The sequence below is a fragment of the Pseudomonas fluorescens genome (assembly GCF_000968015.1).
Lineage (GTDB): Bacteria > Pseudomonadota > Gammaproteobacteria > Pseudomonadales > Pseudomonadaceae > Aquipseudomonas > Aquipseudomonas fluorescens_W.
This window is the reverse complement of sequence record NZ_LACH01000004.1, coordinates 45742-58029: the sequence shown is the minus strand read 5'-3', so window position 1 is coordinate 58029 and position 12288 is coordinate 45742. Positions and strand designations below refer to the sequence as shown.

The window sequence follows — 12288 nt, the reverse complement described above, 5'->3', positions numbered from 1 at the left end:
TTCTCGGGCGCTTAGGCCCCGTCTTGGTCTTTCAAGTGTTCAAACAGGCCTTTTGGCATTTTCTTGCCATTGGCTTCGAAGTTGGCTTTCACGTTGTTGTAAGCCTCTTGTTCGTCGATGAAGCCGTCATGGTTGGTGTCGATCTTGTCGAAATTGGACTTCGGTGCGACTTTCTGGAATTCGGCACGGGAGACCTTGCCGTCGCCATCCGTGTCGGTTTTTGCCATCGACGCATCGCCACACTTGCCTTCGCCACATTTGCCTTCAGGGGTCTTCACCACCTGTTCGGCTGAGGCCAGCAGGTAACCCTGAGTCAGAGGTTGCGAGGCGAACACCGCGCCGGACAACATCATGCCACCGGCCAAAACAGCGCCGAGCAAACCGATAGTGTTTTTGGTGGTACGGGACATTTCAATACTCCTGGGTTGCACGACACAACCGTTCGATAAAGGACGCCACGTAAGTGCGGCGATAACCGTAGCTGGCGGGGTGCCTTGCTCGGGTGTGGCCATTTAGCGGGCGTGGTGTATCGCTACTGTGTCGCGCAAGGGGGGAGTTTGTAAGCGAAGGGGATGAAACGGCAGGGGAGATACAGTGAGACACAGATCTGTAGGGCAATGAGTAACAAATGTGGGAGCGAGCTTGCTCGCGATAGCGGCGTGTCAGGCGACATTGATGTCGACTGTACGGACGCTATCGCGAGCAAGCTCGCTCCCACAGTGGATGTGTGTCAGTGAAGTTTGAGTCGTGGCTCAGTCCCGCGCCCGATCTTGCTGCCCAGCATCAGCATCGCCGTGCGAAACGCGCCATACAGCGCCATCTGGTGCATGCGATACAGCGACACGTAAAACATCCGCGCCAGCCAGCCTTCAAGCATCACGCTGCCGGTGAGGTTGCCCATCAAGTTACCTACAGCCGAAAAACGCGACAGCGAAATCAGCGAACCGTAGTCGGTGTACTTGTACGCAGGCAGCGGCTTGCCTTCGATCCGCAGTTTCAGCGATTTGGCCAGCAACGAAGCTTGCTGATGAGCCGCCTGGGCGCGCGGCGGCACATTGCGATCGGTGCCGGGCTGCGGGCAGGCCGCGCAGTCACCGAAGGCGAAGATGTTCTCGTCACGGGTGGTTTGCAGGGTCGGCAGTACTTGCAGCTGATTGATCCGGTTGGTCTCCAGGCCATCGATGTCCTTGAGGAAACCCGGTGCACGAATCCCGGCGGCCCAGACTTTCAGGCTGGCGTTGATGACTTTGCCATCGGCGGTAATCAGGCTGTCGGCCGTCACTTCGCTGACCGCAGCATTGGTCATGACGTTGACCCCGAGTTTCTCCAGGGTTTTATGCACCGGTCCGCCGATACGTTCCGGCAGGGCGGGCAGCACCCGTGGCCCGGCTTCGATCAGCGTGATGTGCATATTTTCCGGTTTGATCCGGTCAAGACCATAGGCGGCCAATTCATGCGCGGCGTTATGCAGTTCGGCGGCCAGTTCGACCCCGGTGGCACCGGCGCCGACGATGGCGACGCTGATCTGCTCGATCTTGTCGGTCTGCCCGGCATGGGCGCGCAGGTAGTGATTGAGCAATTGCTGGTGGAAGCGCTCGGCCTGTTTGCGGGTGTCGAGGAACAGGCAGTGTTGCGCCGCGCCCTGAGTCCCGAAATCGTTGGTGGTGCTGCCGACCGAGATCACCAGCGAGTCGTAACCCAGTTCGCGCGCCGGGACCAGCTCCACGCCGGCTTCGTCGTAGGTGGCAGCCAGCTGGATTTTCTTCTGTGCGCGATCAAGCCCGCTCATGCGCCCCAGCTGGAACTCGAAGTGGTTCCATTTCGCCTGGGCAACATAGTTGAGTTCGTCTTCGGAAGAGTTCAGGGAACCTGCCGCCACTTCGTGCAACAGCGGTTTCCAGATGTGGGTCAGGTTCGCGTCGACCAGCATCACACTGGCCGTGCCGCGCTTGCCCAGAGTCTTACCCAGACGGGTAGCCAACTCCAGACCGCCGGCGCCGCCGCCAACGATGACAATACGATGAGTCATGGGGATATCTCGCAAGGCTAAAAGAAATCGGTGCAATTACCCGAGCGAGCGCGATGCAGCTCATAGCGTCAGGTAACTGATAAGTCGGCTCAACAGGCCTAAACCAATGGTCACTGCCAACACCACCACCAGGAGCATCCACGGCCGGAAAGGCCGGCGCTCGACTTGGTGCTGGGACAGTTGCAGGTACTCTTCGACATGCTTTTGGTCGTCGGGGTTCAGGCGGCTGGTCATATTGGGCCTCGTCAGGGGTAGACGTTGCTGAATGTGTAGAAGCTACAGGCTGATTTAACGAACGTTGAACGGAGCATAGCCGCTGGCAGGAATGGGCTCGACGCTCACCGTGTCGTCCAGGCGAATGATTCCACTTTGTAACACCCGGGCGGTGATTCCGCCATGTCCGCGAACGGCCTGAAAGGTCCCGGGGCCGAGGTTGTTCTCGAGGCGGGCGCAGGGTTGGCACCAGCCGGTGGTTTCGAAAATCGCCTGACCGATCCGGAAGCGTCGACCCTTGAGACTGAACAGATTGATACCGCTGATAGCGAGGTTGCGCCGCAAATCATTAGGCAGCACCGGTTTATCTTCCGGGCGACCCATCAGCGAACTGATCACTGCCAGATGCTCCCACTGAATCAGCGTCACCTGCCGCGCATTGCGTACGCCGGGACGCGCGTGATCACCGGTCAAGCCGGCTTCAAGCCGCGCCTCCACGGCATCGAGTTCGATCATCTGAGAACGTGATTGCGGCCGCACGCCGATCCAGCGAACGCGACCCGTTTGTGGCACTTCGGCAATCAGCTCCTGCAATGGACTCACAGGCTGATCCCGACGTCGAAAACAATGCTGCGTCCCAGGTTGCTGCGCAGGAAATCCGGTGCATCGGGGTGCGCGAACAGCACGCGGGCGAAGGTCGGGCCGACCAGCGACAACGAGCGCCAGCCCTGGCGCAGGTATTCGGTCGGCGGCGGGAAATGGCTGTTGAGGTCCAGCACTTCGCGCTTGAGGCTGGCGAAGGCGATGATGTCCAGTTCGCCCAGGTCCATGCCACGCTCTTTGTAGTTATGGGCTTTTTTGCGCAAGGTCGGCGCCAGTCTCAGCAAGAATTCATTGGCCGGAATGCGCCGGGGCTTGGCCTCGCGGCGCACCAGCGAACTCAGGGAAAACGCGCTGCGCCGGCGTTGCAGCTCATCGCGCCATTCGTCGTTGAGGCGTCGGCCTTCATCGAGCACGAAAAACACTTCGAAACTGGCGTCACGAAACAGTACGTCCGGCGGCTCCCCGGCCGGGGCGAATTCGTCGGCGCGATAGGGAATGTTCAGGCCTTGCAGCAGGCGCTGACAGACCCAACGCTCACGCTCCCATTTGCGGGCATTGGACAGGAACGCGTTGGCTTGCTCGGCCGCGATGGTCAGCAGGCGTAAATAATCTGAGTCATCCATAAGCCCAAGCTTAGCGTTCAAATGCGATCGCAAAGAAGACAGTTTATCGGAGAGGGGCAGATCTACCGGATCTGCGGCGCGCCATGCCCGCAACAATCCTCATCCCGCGCCCGGTTCAGGGCATTGCACAAAACGGATAGCGATCTGCGCAAAGCGGATATTGCCCCGTGCCTGGCGCCTCTACCCTCGGCTGTACGGACGTTAGCCGCGTTACCGACGCTCTTAAAAAAACAACAACAAGAGATAAATGCCATGCGCAAGATCGACGTACATGAGGTTATCGACAACGCACGATTCAACCGCTTTCACTGGATGGTGCTGTTCTGGTGTGCCCTGATCATCATTTTCGACGGTTACGATTTGGTGATCTACGGCGTGGTGCTGCCGATGCTGATGAAAGAGTGGGGGCTCAGTCCCCTGCAAGCAGGCGCACTGGGCAGCTATGCATTGTTCGGGATGATGTTCGGCGCGCTGTTCTTCGGCCCGCTGTCCGACAGGATCGGCCGCAAAAAAGCCATCACGATCTGCGTGATGCTGTTCAGCGGTTTTACCGTGCTCAATGGTTTTGCCCGCAACCCCACCGAGTTTGGCCTCTGCCGGTTCATTGCCGGGCTTGGCATTGGCGGGGTGATGCCCAACGTCGTGGCGCTGATGAACGAGTACGCGCCGAAGAAAATCCGCAGCACGCTGGTGGCGATCATGTTCAGCGGCTATTCGGTGGGTGGCATGCTCTCGGCGGGGCTCGGTATCGTGCTGATCCCGAGTTTTGGCTGGCAATCGGTGTTTTACGTGGCGGTGCTGCCGTTGCTGTTGTTGCCGTTGATCATGTACTTCCTGCCCGAATCGGTGGGTTTCATGCTGCGTCAGGGACGCAATGAAGAGGCGCGCAACGTTCTGGAACGGATTGATCCGGCTTACGTCGCGCAAACCAGCGATCAGCTGCACATGAGCGAAGTGAAGGGCACTGGCACCCCGGTGTTGCAACTATTTCGCGAAGGCCGTGCGCTGCGCACGCTGATGCTGTGGCTGGCGTTTTTCTGCTGCTTGCTGATGGTCTACGCCTTGAGTTCCTGGCTGCCAAAACTGATGGCCAACGCCGGTTATAGCCTGGGCTCTAGTTTGTCGTTCCTGCTGGTGCTCAACTTCGGCGCCATTTTCGGCGCGGTCGGCGGCGGTGTGCTGGGAGACAAACTCAACCTGCCGCGGGTGTTGGCGGTGTTCTTCGCCGTGGCTGCGGTGTCGATCACCTTGCTGGGTATCAACAGCCCGATGCCGCTGTTGTACCTGCTGATCGCCATCGCCGGCGCCACCACCATCGGCTCGCAGATTCTGTTGTACGCCTGCGCCGCGCAGTTCTACTCCATGACCATTCGCTCCACCGGTTTGGGTTGGGCGTCGGGCATCGGGCGCAACGGTGCCATTGTCGGACCGCTGCTGGGCGGTGCGTTGCTCGGGATCAGCCTGCCACTGCAACTGAATTTCATGGCTTTTGCCTTGCCCGGAGCGGTGGCCGCGATTGCCATGACCGTGTTCGCCGTCAGCAGTCGGCGCAGTGCTAAACAAGCGCTGTCGGGCCTGCGCCACGGTTCGCTCGACGGGTCTGTTGGCGACGCTTCATGAGAGCGTTAGTCCGGGACTTTTCCCTATCTGCGGCAGTCGCCGGATTTATCGCCACGGTGATTTCCTACGCAGGCCCGTTGGTGATCATCTTTCAGGCCGCCGAGACCGCGCACCTCTCGCGGGAGGTGCTGTCTTCCTGGGTCTGGGCGATCTCCATCGGCAGCGCCGTACTCGGCATCGGTCTGAGCCTGCGTTACCGCGTCCCGGTGATCATCGCGTGGTCGGCGCCGGGTTCGGCGTTGCTGGTGGCACTGTTGCCGGGGATTTCAATGCCGGAAGCGGTAGGCGCGTATCTGGTCAGCAGCTTGATTATCTTTCTGGTCGGGGTCTCGGGGGCGTTTGATCGGATCATCGGCAAACTGCCTGCGGCGATTGCGGCAGCGATGCTGGCGGGAATTCTGTTCAGCTTCGGCACCGGCTTATTCGTCTCGTTGCAGGGCAAGCCATTGCTGGTGCTGGCGATGTTCGCCACGTACCTGATCTGCAAACGGCTGATGCCGCGTTATGCGGTGTTGATGGTGCTGATGGTGGGCTGCTCGATGGCGTTTCTCGCCGGTGATTTGCACAGCGAAGCGTTGGTGATCGGGTTGGCCACGCCGGTGTGGATCACGCCCGCGTTCAGCGTGAGCGCGACCCTGAACATCGCCTTGCCGCTGGTGATGGTAGCGCTGACCGGCCAGTTCGTTCCCGGCATGGCGGTGCTGCGCGCCAGCGGTTACGCAACACCGGCCGGCTCGATCATCGCCAGCAGTGCGGTGGGCACGGCGCTGTTGGCGCCGTTTGGTTGCCATGGGCTGAATCTGGCAGCTATCACCGCGGCGATTTGTACCGGGCGCGAGGCCCATGAGGATCCCGGCAAACGCTATGTGGCCGGGGTTGTGGGCGGGCTGTGTTACCTGGTGTTGGGGATCTTCGGCGCCACCCTGGTTTCACTGTTTTCCGCGTTCCCCAAAGAACTGATCGCAGCCTTGGCCGGGCTGGCGCTGTTCGCTGCGATTGCCGGGGCGTTGGCCGGCGCGATGGCCGTGCCGAGTGATCGCGAAGCCGCATTGGTGACCTTTCTGACCACCGCGTCGGGCATGTCGTTGTTGGGTTTGTCCGCCGCTTTTTGGGGGCTGATTTTCGGCATGGTCACCCACGTGTTGTTGAACGCCCGTCGTCCCGTTCCCCGCCGCGAATCCGCTGCGGCTGAAGCACTTCAACCTGTCGATTAATAAAAATAAGAGAAAAAACGATGAAACAGATTCTTCCAACAACCGGTTCAGTGTTGTCCATGGCGGTCGTCTCGAGTTTCTCCGCCTGTGCGATGGCGGCCGAGAGTGGCTTCATCGAAGACACCACCGCCACCTTGCAAGCGCGCAACTACTACTTCAGCCGGGACTTTTCCGACATCGTCGGGGCCAACCAACAATCGAAGGCTGAAGAGTGGGCGCAGGGCTTCATCCTCAACGTTAAATCCGGTTACACCCAGGGCCCTGTCGGTTTTGGTGTGGATGTCATTGGCCTGCTCGGCCTCAAACTCGACAGCAGCCCGGACCGGGTCAATACCGGTTTGCTGCCGGTGCAGGATGACGGGCGCGCGGCGAATGATTACAGCCGACTGGAAGGCGCGTTGAAGGTGCGTTTCTCCAAAACCGAACTGAAGGTGGGTGAGCTGCAACCCAACTTGCCAGTGCTGGCCTTCAGCGATATCCGTTTGCTGCCGCCCAGCTATCAGGGCGCGAGCATCAGCTCGAACGAGATCAATGGCCTGACGTTGCAAGGTGGCCACTTGAGCTCGACCAGCCTGCGCAACGAGGCGGGTGACGAAAAGATGCAAGCCATGCTCGGTCATGTACCGCAGCGTCAGGTCAGCAGCGATGGCTTCAACTTTGCCGGCGCCGATTACGCCTTCAACAATAAACGCAGCTCGGTCAGCGCCTGGTTCGGGCAACTGGAAGATATCTACAACCAGCGTTTTCTCGGCCTCAAACACAGCGAGCCACTCGGTAACTGGATCCTGGGCGCCAACCTTGGTTACTACGATTCGCGCGAAGACGGCAAAAAGCTGCTGGGCAACATCGACAACCAGGCGTTCTTCTCCTTGCTGTCGGCCAAGCGTGGCGGCCACACGTTCTATGTCGGTTATCAGGGCATGTTCGGCGACAGCGCCTTCCCGCGAGTGTTTGCCAACATCAGCCCACTGGGTAACGAGGTGCCGACCTACGAGTTCGCCTTCACCGATGAACGCTCCTGGCAGGCGCGTTACGACTACGATTTCGCGGCCCTCGGCGTGCCGGGGCTGACCAGTACCGTGCGCTACATCACCGGCAACAATGTCGATACCGGCAAAGGGTTCGAGGGCAAGGATCGCGAGCGTGATCTCGATCTCGGCTATGTGCTGCAAAGCGGCAGCCTCAAAGGCCTAGGGATTCGCGTACGTAACGCTATGGCCCGTTCCAACTACCGCAGTGACATCGACGAAAACCGCTTGATCCTCAGCTACACATGGACGCTGCTATGAACCCTGAAAAAGAACAGCCACCGCACAAAAACCGCTTGCAGGTCACGCTGGAGCGATTGACCGAGTCCGTGCTGCAAACCGAGGAAGACATGCGCTTTGCCAATCAACTGGCGCGCACGGCAGGTGAACGGGTGAAGGCGAGTGCGTTGAGCATGCAGTCTTCGGCCAGTGTGCTGGAAGATCTGAACCTCTACATGCAGCGTCTGGATCAAGTGTTCGACGAGCTCGGCAGTCAGTCGATGCGCATCGGCGCGATTGTCGGCAGCATCCAGGCCATTTCCCGTCAGACCAACCTGTTGGCGTTGAACGCAGCCATTGAGGCGGCGAGGGCGGGCAGTCATGGTCGAGGTTTTGCGGTGGTGGCCGATGAGGTGCGCAATCTCTCGCGTCAGGCAGCGGACTCCAGTGCGCAGATCCGGCAAATCGCTACGGGGCTGGAACAGTCCGCTGAACAGGCACGCCAAGGTCTTCAGCAGTTGTCCGGCTCTACACGTCTGGGCCTGGAAAAAGCCGGAGTGGCCTTGCACTCGATGGGCGAACTGCAAAGCGGTGCGGTGGCCAGGGTCGAGGTGGTCGAACGCATCATGGCGCGCCTGACCGGCCTGCATGATCTGGCCTTGCAGGCGAAACGAATGATTGTGTGAGTCGTGCAGTGCCAGTGATTACAGGTTGCTGGTGCAATCCCCCATGACCTCGTACGTCACGCGATGAGTCTGGCCTTGATGATCGACGTACTCCATGGCCGCAGGCACAACCCCGCAGGCGGTCGCGGTGTTCGACACTGAAACCACTTCGGCGATGTCCAGCGGCTGTGCCGGGTTGTACGAGGTAGCGGCGGGCTCGTTGCCGGCGGCCATGGCCGAGGTGGCGACAACGGTCAGAAACAGGCTGATCAGGGTTTTCATTTTTCCGTGCTCCGTGTTGATTCCGATACCTGAATTCTAGTCTTTGCCCACCACCGATAAAGGGGCCAGCGCCTGATGCAGCCTTACATGAAACGTAACAGTCACTGCCCGTGGAGGGCTTATGGATCTGCTCAATAACTTGCGGGTGTTCGTCCGTGTGGTGGACTGCGCAAGTTTTACCGCCGCCGCCGATGCGCTGGACCTGTCGACCGCGCAAGTGTCGCGGCTGGTGGCCGATCTGGAGCAGCATGTGCAAGCACGCTTGCTGCAACGCACCACGCGGCGATTGAGCCTGACCGAGGCCGGTGAACGCTTTTTGGTGCGCAGTCGGCAAATACTCGAAGAAATGGAGGTGGCAACGGCAGAGGCCCGCGGCGCCCATCTCAAACCGAGTGGACGGCTGCGGGTTCACAGCATGAATGGCCTGGGCGTACTGATCACGCCATTGATCGCCCGTTACAGCGAGCTTTACCCCGATGTGGTGTTCGAGCTGACGCTGTCGCAGCGCAATCCCGATCCGCTGGAGGAAGGGCACGATGTGGTGATTTCAATTGCCCATGAACTGGCCGATTCGCAATTGGTCGCCCATGCGATCGGGCAGATTTACAGCGTGCCCTGCGCCTCCCCGGAGTACCTGCAACGGCATGGCGTGCCGCACACACCGATGGCGCTGAACGATCATCGGTGCCTGCGCATGCTCGACCCGTTATACAGCGATGAATGGGTGTTCCGGGACGAAGAGGGCGAGCATGCTGTCAGCCCGGCCAGGACCTTTCAGTGCAACGTCGCCGAGTCGATGGTCAAGGCGTCGGAGGCCGGCATGGGGATCAGCCTGATTCCGTTCTATACCGCGACGCGCCCCTTGAACGATGGCACCTTGTTGCGCTTGCTGCCGGCCTGGCGTCCTCGTGAACGCAATGTGTATGCGTTGTACCCGTCGCGGCGTTTTCTCGATGCCAAGGTCAGGACCTGGGTGGACTTTCTCAAGGCCGAACTACCCAAGCTGTTCGCTGAACACGAGGCGGTGATGAACGATCCACGGCATTGGGCCTGAAGTCGAAGGGCGCTCGAGGGGCGGTGTAGACTGAGGGCCTGTTCTCTTTCGGCAAGACAAGGGAGTGTGCCCAGCCATGATCGGCGCCGAGTTACTGTCACTTGAAACCCTCACGGCGGGGTGGTTGATCTACGTACCGGTGCTGATCTGGGCCGTTGCGCGAGCACCGTGGGTCGAACTGTTCAGCGACAGTCGCCGCCAGCATCTGTTGTTCGGCACGGTGTTCGCGCTGTTCATGCTCTGGCTGGTGCGACAAGACTTCGACACCGGCGTGTCCTACCACTTTATCGGCATGACCGCCGTGACCCTGTTGCTCGACTGGCCGCTGGCGATTGTCGGCGGGTTGGTCGCGCAAGCGGGACTAGTGCTGCTGGGGCGGCAGGATCTGGCTGCGATGGGGGTCAACGGCGCGCTGCTTATTCTGCTGCCGGTGCTGGTCACCGAGTGCTGCGCGATCCTGGTGGAGCGAGCGCAACCGCGTAATCCCTTTGTGTATATCTTCGTGTCCGGTTTTTTTGCAGCGGCGCTGTCGGCGTTGCTGTGTCTGCTGCTGGCGCTGTGGTTGCTGTGGTTCGACGAACGTTTCGCCATGCCGTATTGGCTGGAAGATTTTGTCGGTTATCTGTGGCTGCTGATTTTTCCGGAAGCGTTCATCAACGGCATGGTGGTCAGTGCGCTGGTGGTGTTTTGCCCCGAGTGGCTGGAGACGTTCAACCGCACGCGCTACCTTTCGGCTCCCTGGAAAGACGACGATCCCAAATCTTGATCCACATCAAAGGCAAAAATCGCTCACGAATCCATGCTCTGGAGAACCTTCAGGAGCATCGAAATGAGTGTCTACGAATGGGCAAGGCAGGAGTTGCGTCAAAGTCTGGATGGGGCGCAGGAGGTGGGGTTTGATCCGGGGTTGAGCCTGCGCGCCTTGCTCAGTGCAGTGGTGCAACAGAGCAAGGCGGTGCGCAGTGCCGAAGACCTGGCCGATGAGTTGCGTTTTCTTGCGGAAAACCTCGATGACAGCCAGGACTACGGTTTTATGCGGCCTTGAAGATCAGTGACGCGGCTCGAAGTCTTCGCTGAACAGGTCGTCTTCGGCATCCGGGCTGACCGGAATCTTGTGTTCTTCCGAGGCCCATGCCCCGAGGTCGATCAATTTGCAGCGATCCGAGCAGAACGGCCGGTTGACGTTGCTGGCGATCCATTCGACAGGGGCGCCACAGGTTGGGCAATTGACGGTTGGGGTCTGGCTCATGACTGGCCTCCACGCAAAGTAAGGTAAAAGTGATGCAGGCGTTCGACCTCGCTATGCAGCCAGGCGAGGTCGCGGTCATTGACCACCACATCGTTGGCGTGGCTCACGCGGTCCTGTCGGCTGGACTGGGCCTTGAGGATCGCCTGGACCTGTTGCTCGCTGGTCTGGTCACGCTGCAGGGTGCGCTCGATCTGTAGTTGTTCCGGGGCATCGATCACCAGAACCCGTTGGGTCATGGCGTACTGCCCGGACTCGATCAGCAGCGGCGAAACCAGGATCGCGTAAGGCGATTGTGCCTTGGCCAGGTGATCGGCGATTTCCTTGGCGATCAGCGGATGCAGCAACGCTTCGAGCCAGCGGCGTTCCTCTGGCACTTCGAAGATCAGTTTGCGCAACGCCGCGCGATCCAGCTGCCCGTTCGCTTGCAATGCGCCGGGACCGAAGTGTTCGGCGATCCTGGCCAGCGCCGGGCGACCCGGTTCTACCACCCAACGCGCCGCGTGATCGGCGTCCACTACGTGCACGCCCAGGTCGATGAAGTGCTGGGCAGCCGCGCTTTTGCCGCTGCCGATGCCGCCGGTCAGGCCGAGAATCCAGGGTTTTTCCACAGGGGTATTCATTTCAAACCGACAAACTGCCAATAGAAGTCGGTTATTTGACCACCCCAGAGCAAGGCAATCCAGCCGGCAATTGCCAGAAAGGGTCCGAAGGGGATCGGCGTGGAGGTTTTCGCGTTGCGCAAACGCAGCAAAATCACGCCGACAACGGCGCCCACCATCGACGATAACAGGAGGGTCAGTGGCAGGATCTGCCAGCCACCCCAGGCGCCGAACATCGCTAACAACTTGAAATCACCGTGGCCCATGCCGTCCTTGCCGGTGATCAGCTTGAACAGCCAGAACACCGACCACAGGGCCATGTAGCCGGCCACCGCGCCCCACAACGCTTCATTCAGGGACACGAAGAGCCCGAAACTGTTGACGATCAGCCCCAGCCATATCAGCGGCAGCACCAGCACATCCGGCAACAGTTGATGTTCGGCATCGATCAGGCTCATCGTCAGTAGCCCCCAACTCAGGAGCAGTGCCATGCAGGCCTGCCAGCCGAAACCGAAATGCCAGGCGATGAACGCCGAGAGCAGACCGCAGGCCAGTTCGGTCAGCGGGTAGCGTTTGCTGATGGCTGCCGTGCAGTTCGAGCATCGACCCCGCAAGAGCAGATAACTGAGCATCGGAATATTTTCCCAGGCGCGGATTCGATGGCCGCACTGTGGGCACTGGGAATGGGGCAGCATCAGGTTGAAGGTCGGCAGCGGTGTTTCGCCTGGCAAGCCCAACACTTCACGAGCCTCCTCACGCCATTCGCGGTCAAGCATTTTTGGCAGGCGCCAGACCACCACGTTGAGAAAGCTGCCAATCAGCAGGCCGACCAACATGGCTGCGATCACGAAGGTCAACGGGTGGAGGGTCAGAATGTCGTTCAAGGGCAT

16 protein-coding genes are annotated in these 12288 nt (G+C 60.0%); 7 read left to right on the top strand and 9 right to left on the bottom strand.

Annotated features, from left to right (window positions below; translation table 11 throughout):
• Nucleotides 1-11: 11 nt before the first annotated feature.
• The 5 genes from VD17_RS03755 to VD17_RS03735 all read right to left on the bottom strand — a co-directional run bounded on the left by VD17_RS03755 (nucleotide 12) and on the right by VD17_RS03735 (nucleotide 3468).
• A complete protein-coding gene (locus tag VD17_RS03755; RefSeq protein WP_033054319.1) occupies nucleotides 12-410 on the bottom strand; it encodes an HvfA family oxazolone/thioamide-modified RiPP metallophore in 399 nt (132 codons plus the stop codon).
• A gap of 320 nt (nucleotides 411-730) precedes the next feature.
• Nucleotides 731-2029: an NAD(P)/FAD-dependent oxidoreductase gene (locus tag VD17_RS03750; protein ID WP_046052740.1), complete on the bottom strand. Its 1299-nt coding sequence runs from the start codon at nucleotides 2027-2029 to the stop codon at nucleotides 731-733.
• A 60-nt stretch (nucleotides 2030-2089) separates the two neighbouring features.
• The gene (locus tag VD17_RS03745; protein ID WP_008154890.1) at nucleotides 2090-2263 is read right to left on the bottom strand and encodes a DUF3094 domain-containing protein; all 174 of its coding nucleotides are present in this window, start codon (nucleotides 2261-2263) and stop codon (nucleotides 2090-2092) included.
• 54 nt (nucleotides 2264-2317) lie between these two features.
• The gene (locus tag VD17_RS03740) at nucleotides 2318-2845 is read right to left on the bottom strand and encodes an MOSC domain-containing protein (RefSeq protein WP_046052739.1); all 528 of its coding nucleotides are present in this window, start codon (nucleotides 2843-2845) and stop codon (nucleotides 2318-2320) included.
• The gene (locus tag VD17_RS03735; protein ID WP_008154887.1) at nucleotides 2842-3468 is read right to left on the bottom strand and encodes a DUF1780 domain-containing protein; all 627 of its coding nucleotides are present in this window, start codon (nucleotides 3466-3468) and stop codon (nucleotides 2842-2844) included. The genes VD17_RS03740 and VD17_RS03735 overlap by 4 nt, the downstream gene beginning before the upstream one ends.
• Nucleotides 3469-3720: 252 nt before the next feature.
• Here VD17_RS03735 and VD17_RS03730 point away from each other — a divergent pair, with 252 nt between their 5' ends.
• The 4 genes from VD17_RS03730 to VD17_RS03715 are packed head-to-tail and all read left to right on the top strand — an operon-like array spanning nucleotide 3721 to nucleotide 8235.
• A complete protein-coding gene (locus VD17_RS03730; RefSeq protein WP_046052738.1) occupies nucleotides 3721-5088 on the top strand; it encodes an aromatic acid/H+ symport family MFS transporter in 1368 nt (455 codons plus the stop codon).
• Nucleotides 5085-6302 (top strand): benzoate/H(+) symporter BenE family transporter, encoded by a 1218-nt coding sequence (locus VD17_RS03725; protein WP_046052737.1) that lies wholly within the window; start codon nucleotides 5085-5087, stop codon nucleotides 6300-6302. The genes VD17_RS03730 and VD17_RS03725 overlap by 4 nt, the downstream gene beginning before the upstream one ends.
• A 20-nt stretch (nucleotides 6303-6322) precedes the next feature.
• Nucleotides 6323-7591: an OprD family porin gene (locus VD17_RS03720; protein ID WP_046052736.1), complete on the top strand. Its 1269-nt coding sequence runs from the start codon at nucleotides 6323-6325 to the stop codon at nucleotides 7589-7591.
• Nucleotides 7576-8235 (top strand): methyl-accepting chemotaxis protein, encoded by a 660-nt coding sequence (locus VD17_RS03715; protein ID WP_440130554.1) that lies wholly within the window; start codon nucleotides 7576-7578, stop codon nucleotides 8233-8235. Before VD17_RS03720 ends, VD17_RS03715 begins: the two co-directional genes overlap by 16 nt.
• Nucleotides 8236-8253: 18 nt before the next feature.
• Here VD17_RS03715 and VD17_RS03710 read toward each other — a convergent pair whose 3' ends face one another.
• Nucleotides 8254-8496, bottom strand: coding sequence for a DUF2790 domain-containing protein (locus tag VD17_RS03710; protein ID WP_046052734.1), 243 nt, complete (start codon nucleotides 8494-8496; stop codon nucleotides 8254-8256).
• 121 nt (nucleotides 8497-8617) lie between these two features.
• On the opposite strand from VD17_RS03710, the gene VD17_RS03705 reads away from it, so the two are divergent.
• The 3 genes from VD17_RS03705 to VD17_RS03695 all read left to right on the top strand — a co-directional run bounded on the left by VD17_RS03705 (nucleotide 8618) and on the right by VD17_RS03695 (nucleotide 10595).
• The gene (locus tag VD17_RS03705) at nucleotides 8618-9550 is read left to right on the top strand and encodes a LysR family transcriptional regulator (protein ID WP_046052733.1); all 933 of its coding nucleotides are present in this window, start codon (nucleotides 8618-8620) and stop codon (nucleotides 9548-9550) included.
• A 76-nt stretch (nucleotides 9551-9626) separates the two neighbouring features.
• On the top strand, nucleotides 9627-10316 hold the full coding sequence (locus VD17_RS03700; protein WP_046052732.1) for an energy-coupling factor ABC transporter permease: 690 nt from the start codon (nucleotides 9627-9629) through the stop codon (nucleotides 10314-10316).
• Between the two features lie 63 nt (nucleotides 10317-10379).
• Nucleotides 10380-10595, top strand: a complete 216-nt coding sequence (locus tag VD17_RS03695) for a hypothetical protein (RefSeq protein ID WP_033054332.1) — start codon at nucleotides 10380-10382, stop codon at nucleotides 10593-10595.
• Between the two features lie 3 nt (nucleotides 10596-10598).
• Here the strand turns inward: VD17_RS03695 and yacG are convergent, their stop codons facing one another.
• Genes yacG through VD17_RS03680 form a run of 3 tightly spaced genes read right to left on the bottom strand, consistent with a single transcriptional unit; the run spans nucleotide 10599 to nucleotide 12288 of the window.
• The gene (gene yacG, locus VD17_RS03690; protein WP_046052731.1) at nucleotides 10599-10799 is read right to left on the bottom strand and encodes a DNA gyrase inhibitor YacG; all 201 of its coding nucleotides are present in this window, start codon (nucleotides 10797-10799) and stop codon (nucleotides 10599-10601) included.
• Nucleotides 10796-11419: a dephospho-CoA kinase gene (gene coaE, locus VD17_RS03685; protein ID WP_046052730.1), complete on the bottom strand. Its 624-nt coding sequence runs from the start codon at nucleotides 11417-11419 to the stop codon at nucleotides 10796-10798. The genes yacG and coaE overlap by 4 nt, the downstream gene beginning before the upstream one ends.
• Complete coding sequence (locus tag VD17_RS03680) at nucleotides 11416-12288, bottom strand: prepilin peptidase (RefSeq protein WP_046052729.1); 873 nt, start codon at nucleotides 12286-12288, stop codon at nucleotides 11416-11418. Before VD17_RS03680 ends, coaE begins: the two co-directional genes overlap by 4 nt.

Excerpts from the sequence above, each read along its gene's own strand:
- VD17_RS03755 (WP_033054319.1), bottom strand. The coding sequence starts at position 410 with ATGTCCCGTACCACCAAAAACACTATCGGTTTGCTCGGCGCTGTTTTG.
- VD17_RS03750 (WP_046052740.1), bottom strand. The coding sequence starts at position 2,029 with ATGACTCATCGTATTGTCATCGTTGGCGGCGGCGCCGGCGGTCTGGAG.
- VD17_RS03745 (WP_008154890.1), bottom strand. The coding sequence starts at position 2,263 with ATGACCAGCCGCCTGAACCCCGACGACCAAAAGCATGTCGAAGAGTAC.
- VD17_RS03735 (WP_008154887.1), bottom strand. The coding sequence starts at position 3,468 with ATGGATGACTCAGATTATTTACGCCTGCTGACCATCGCGGCCGAGCAA.
- VD17_RS03730 (WP_046052738.1), top strand. The coding sequence starts at position 3,721 with ATGCGCAAGATCGACGTACATGAGGTTATCGACAACGCACGATTCAAC.
- VD17_RS03725 (WP_046052737.1), top strand. The coding sequence starts at position 5,085 with ATGAGAGCGTTAGTCCGGGACTTTTCCCTATCTGCGGCAGTCGCCGGA.
- VD17_RS03720 (WP_046052736.1), top strand. The coding sequence starts at position 6,323 with ATGAAACAGATTCTTCCAACAACCGGTTCAGTGTTGTCCATGGCGGTC.
- VD17_RS03715 (WP_440130554.1), top strand. The coding sequence starts at position 7,576 with ATGGACGCTGCTATGAACCCTGAAAAAGAACAGCCACCGCACAAAAAC.
- VD17_RS03710 (WP_046052734.1), bottom strand. The coding sequence starts at position 8,496 with ATGAAAACCCTGATCAGCCTGTTTCTGACCGTTGTCGCCACCTCGGCC.
- VD17_RS03705 (WP_046052733.1), top strand. The coding sequence starts at position 8,618 with ATGGATCTGCTCAATAACTTGCGGGTGTTCGTCCGTGTGGTGGACTGC.
- VD17_RS03700 (WP_046052732.1), top strand. The coding sequence starts at position 9,627 with ATGATCGGCGCCGAGTTACTGTCACTTGAAACCCTCACGGCGGGGTGG.
- VD17_RS03695 (WP_033054332.1), top strand. The coding sequence starts at position 10,380 with ATGAGTGTCTACGAATGGGCAAGGCAGGAGTTGCGTCAAAGTCTGGAT.
- yacG (WP_046052731.1), bottom strand. The coding sequence starts at position 10,799 with ATGAGCCAGACCCCAACCGTCAATTGCCCAACCTGTGGCGCCCCTGTC.
- coaE (WP_046052730.1), bottom strand. The coding sequence starts at position 11,419 with ATGAATACCCCTGTGGAAAAACCCTGGATTCTCGGCCTGACCGGCGGC.
- VD17_RS03680 (WP_046052729.1), bottom strand. The coding sequence starts at position 12,288 with ATGCCCTTGAACGACATTCTGACCCTCCACCCGTTGACCTTCGTGATC.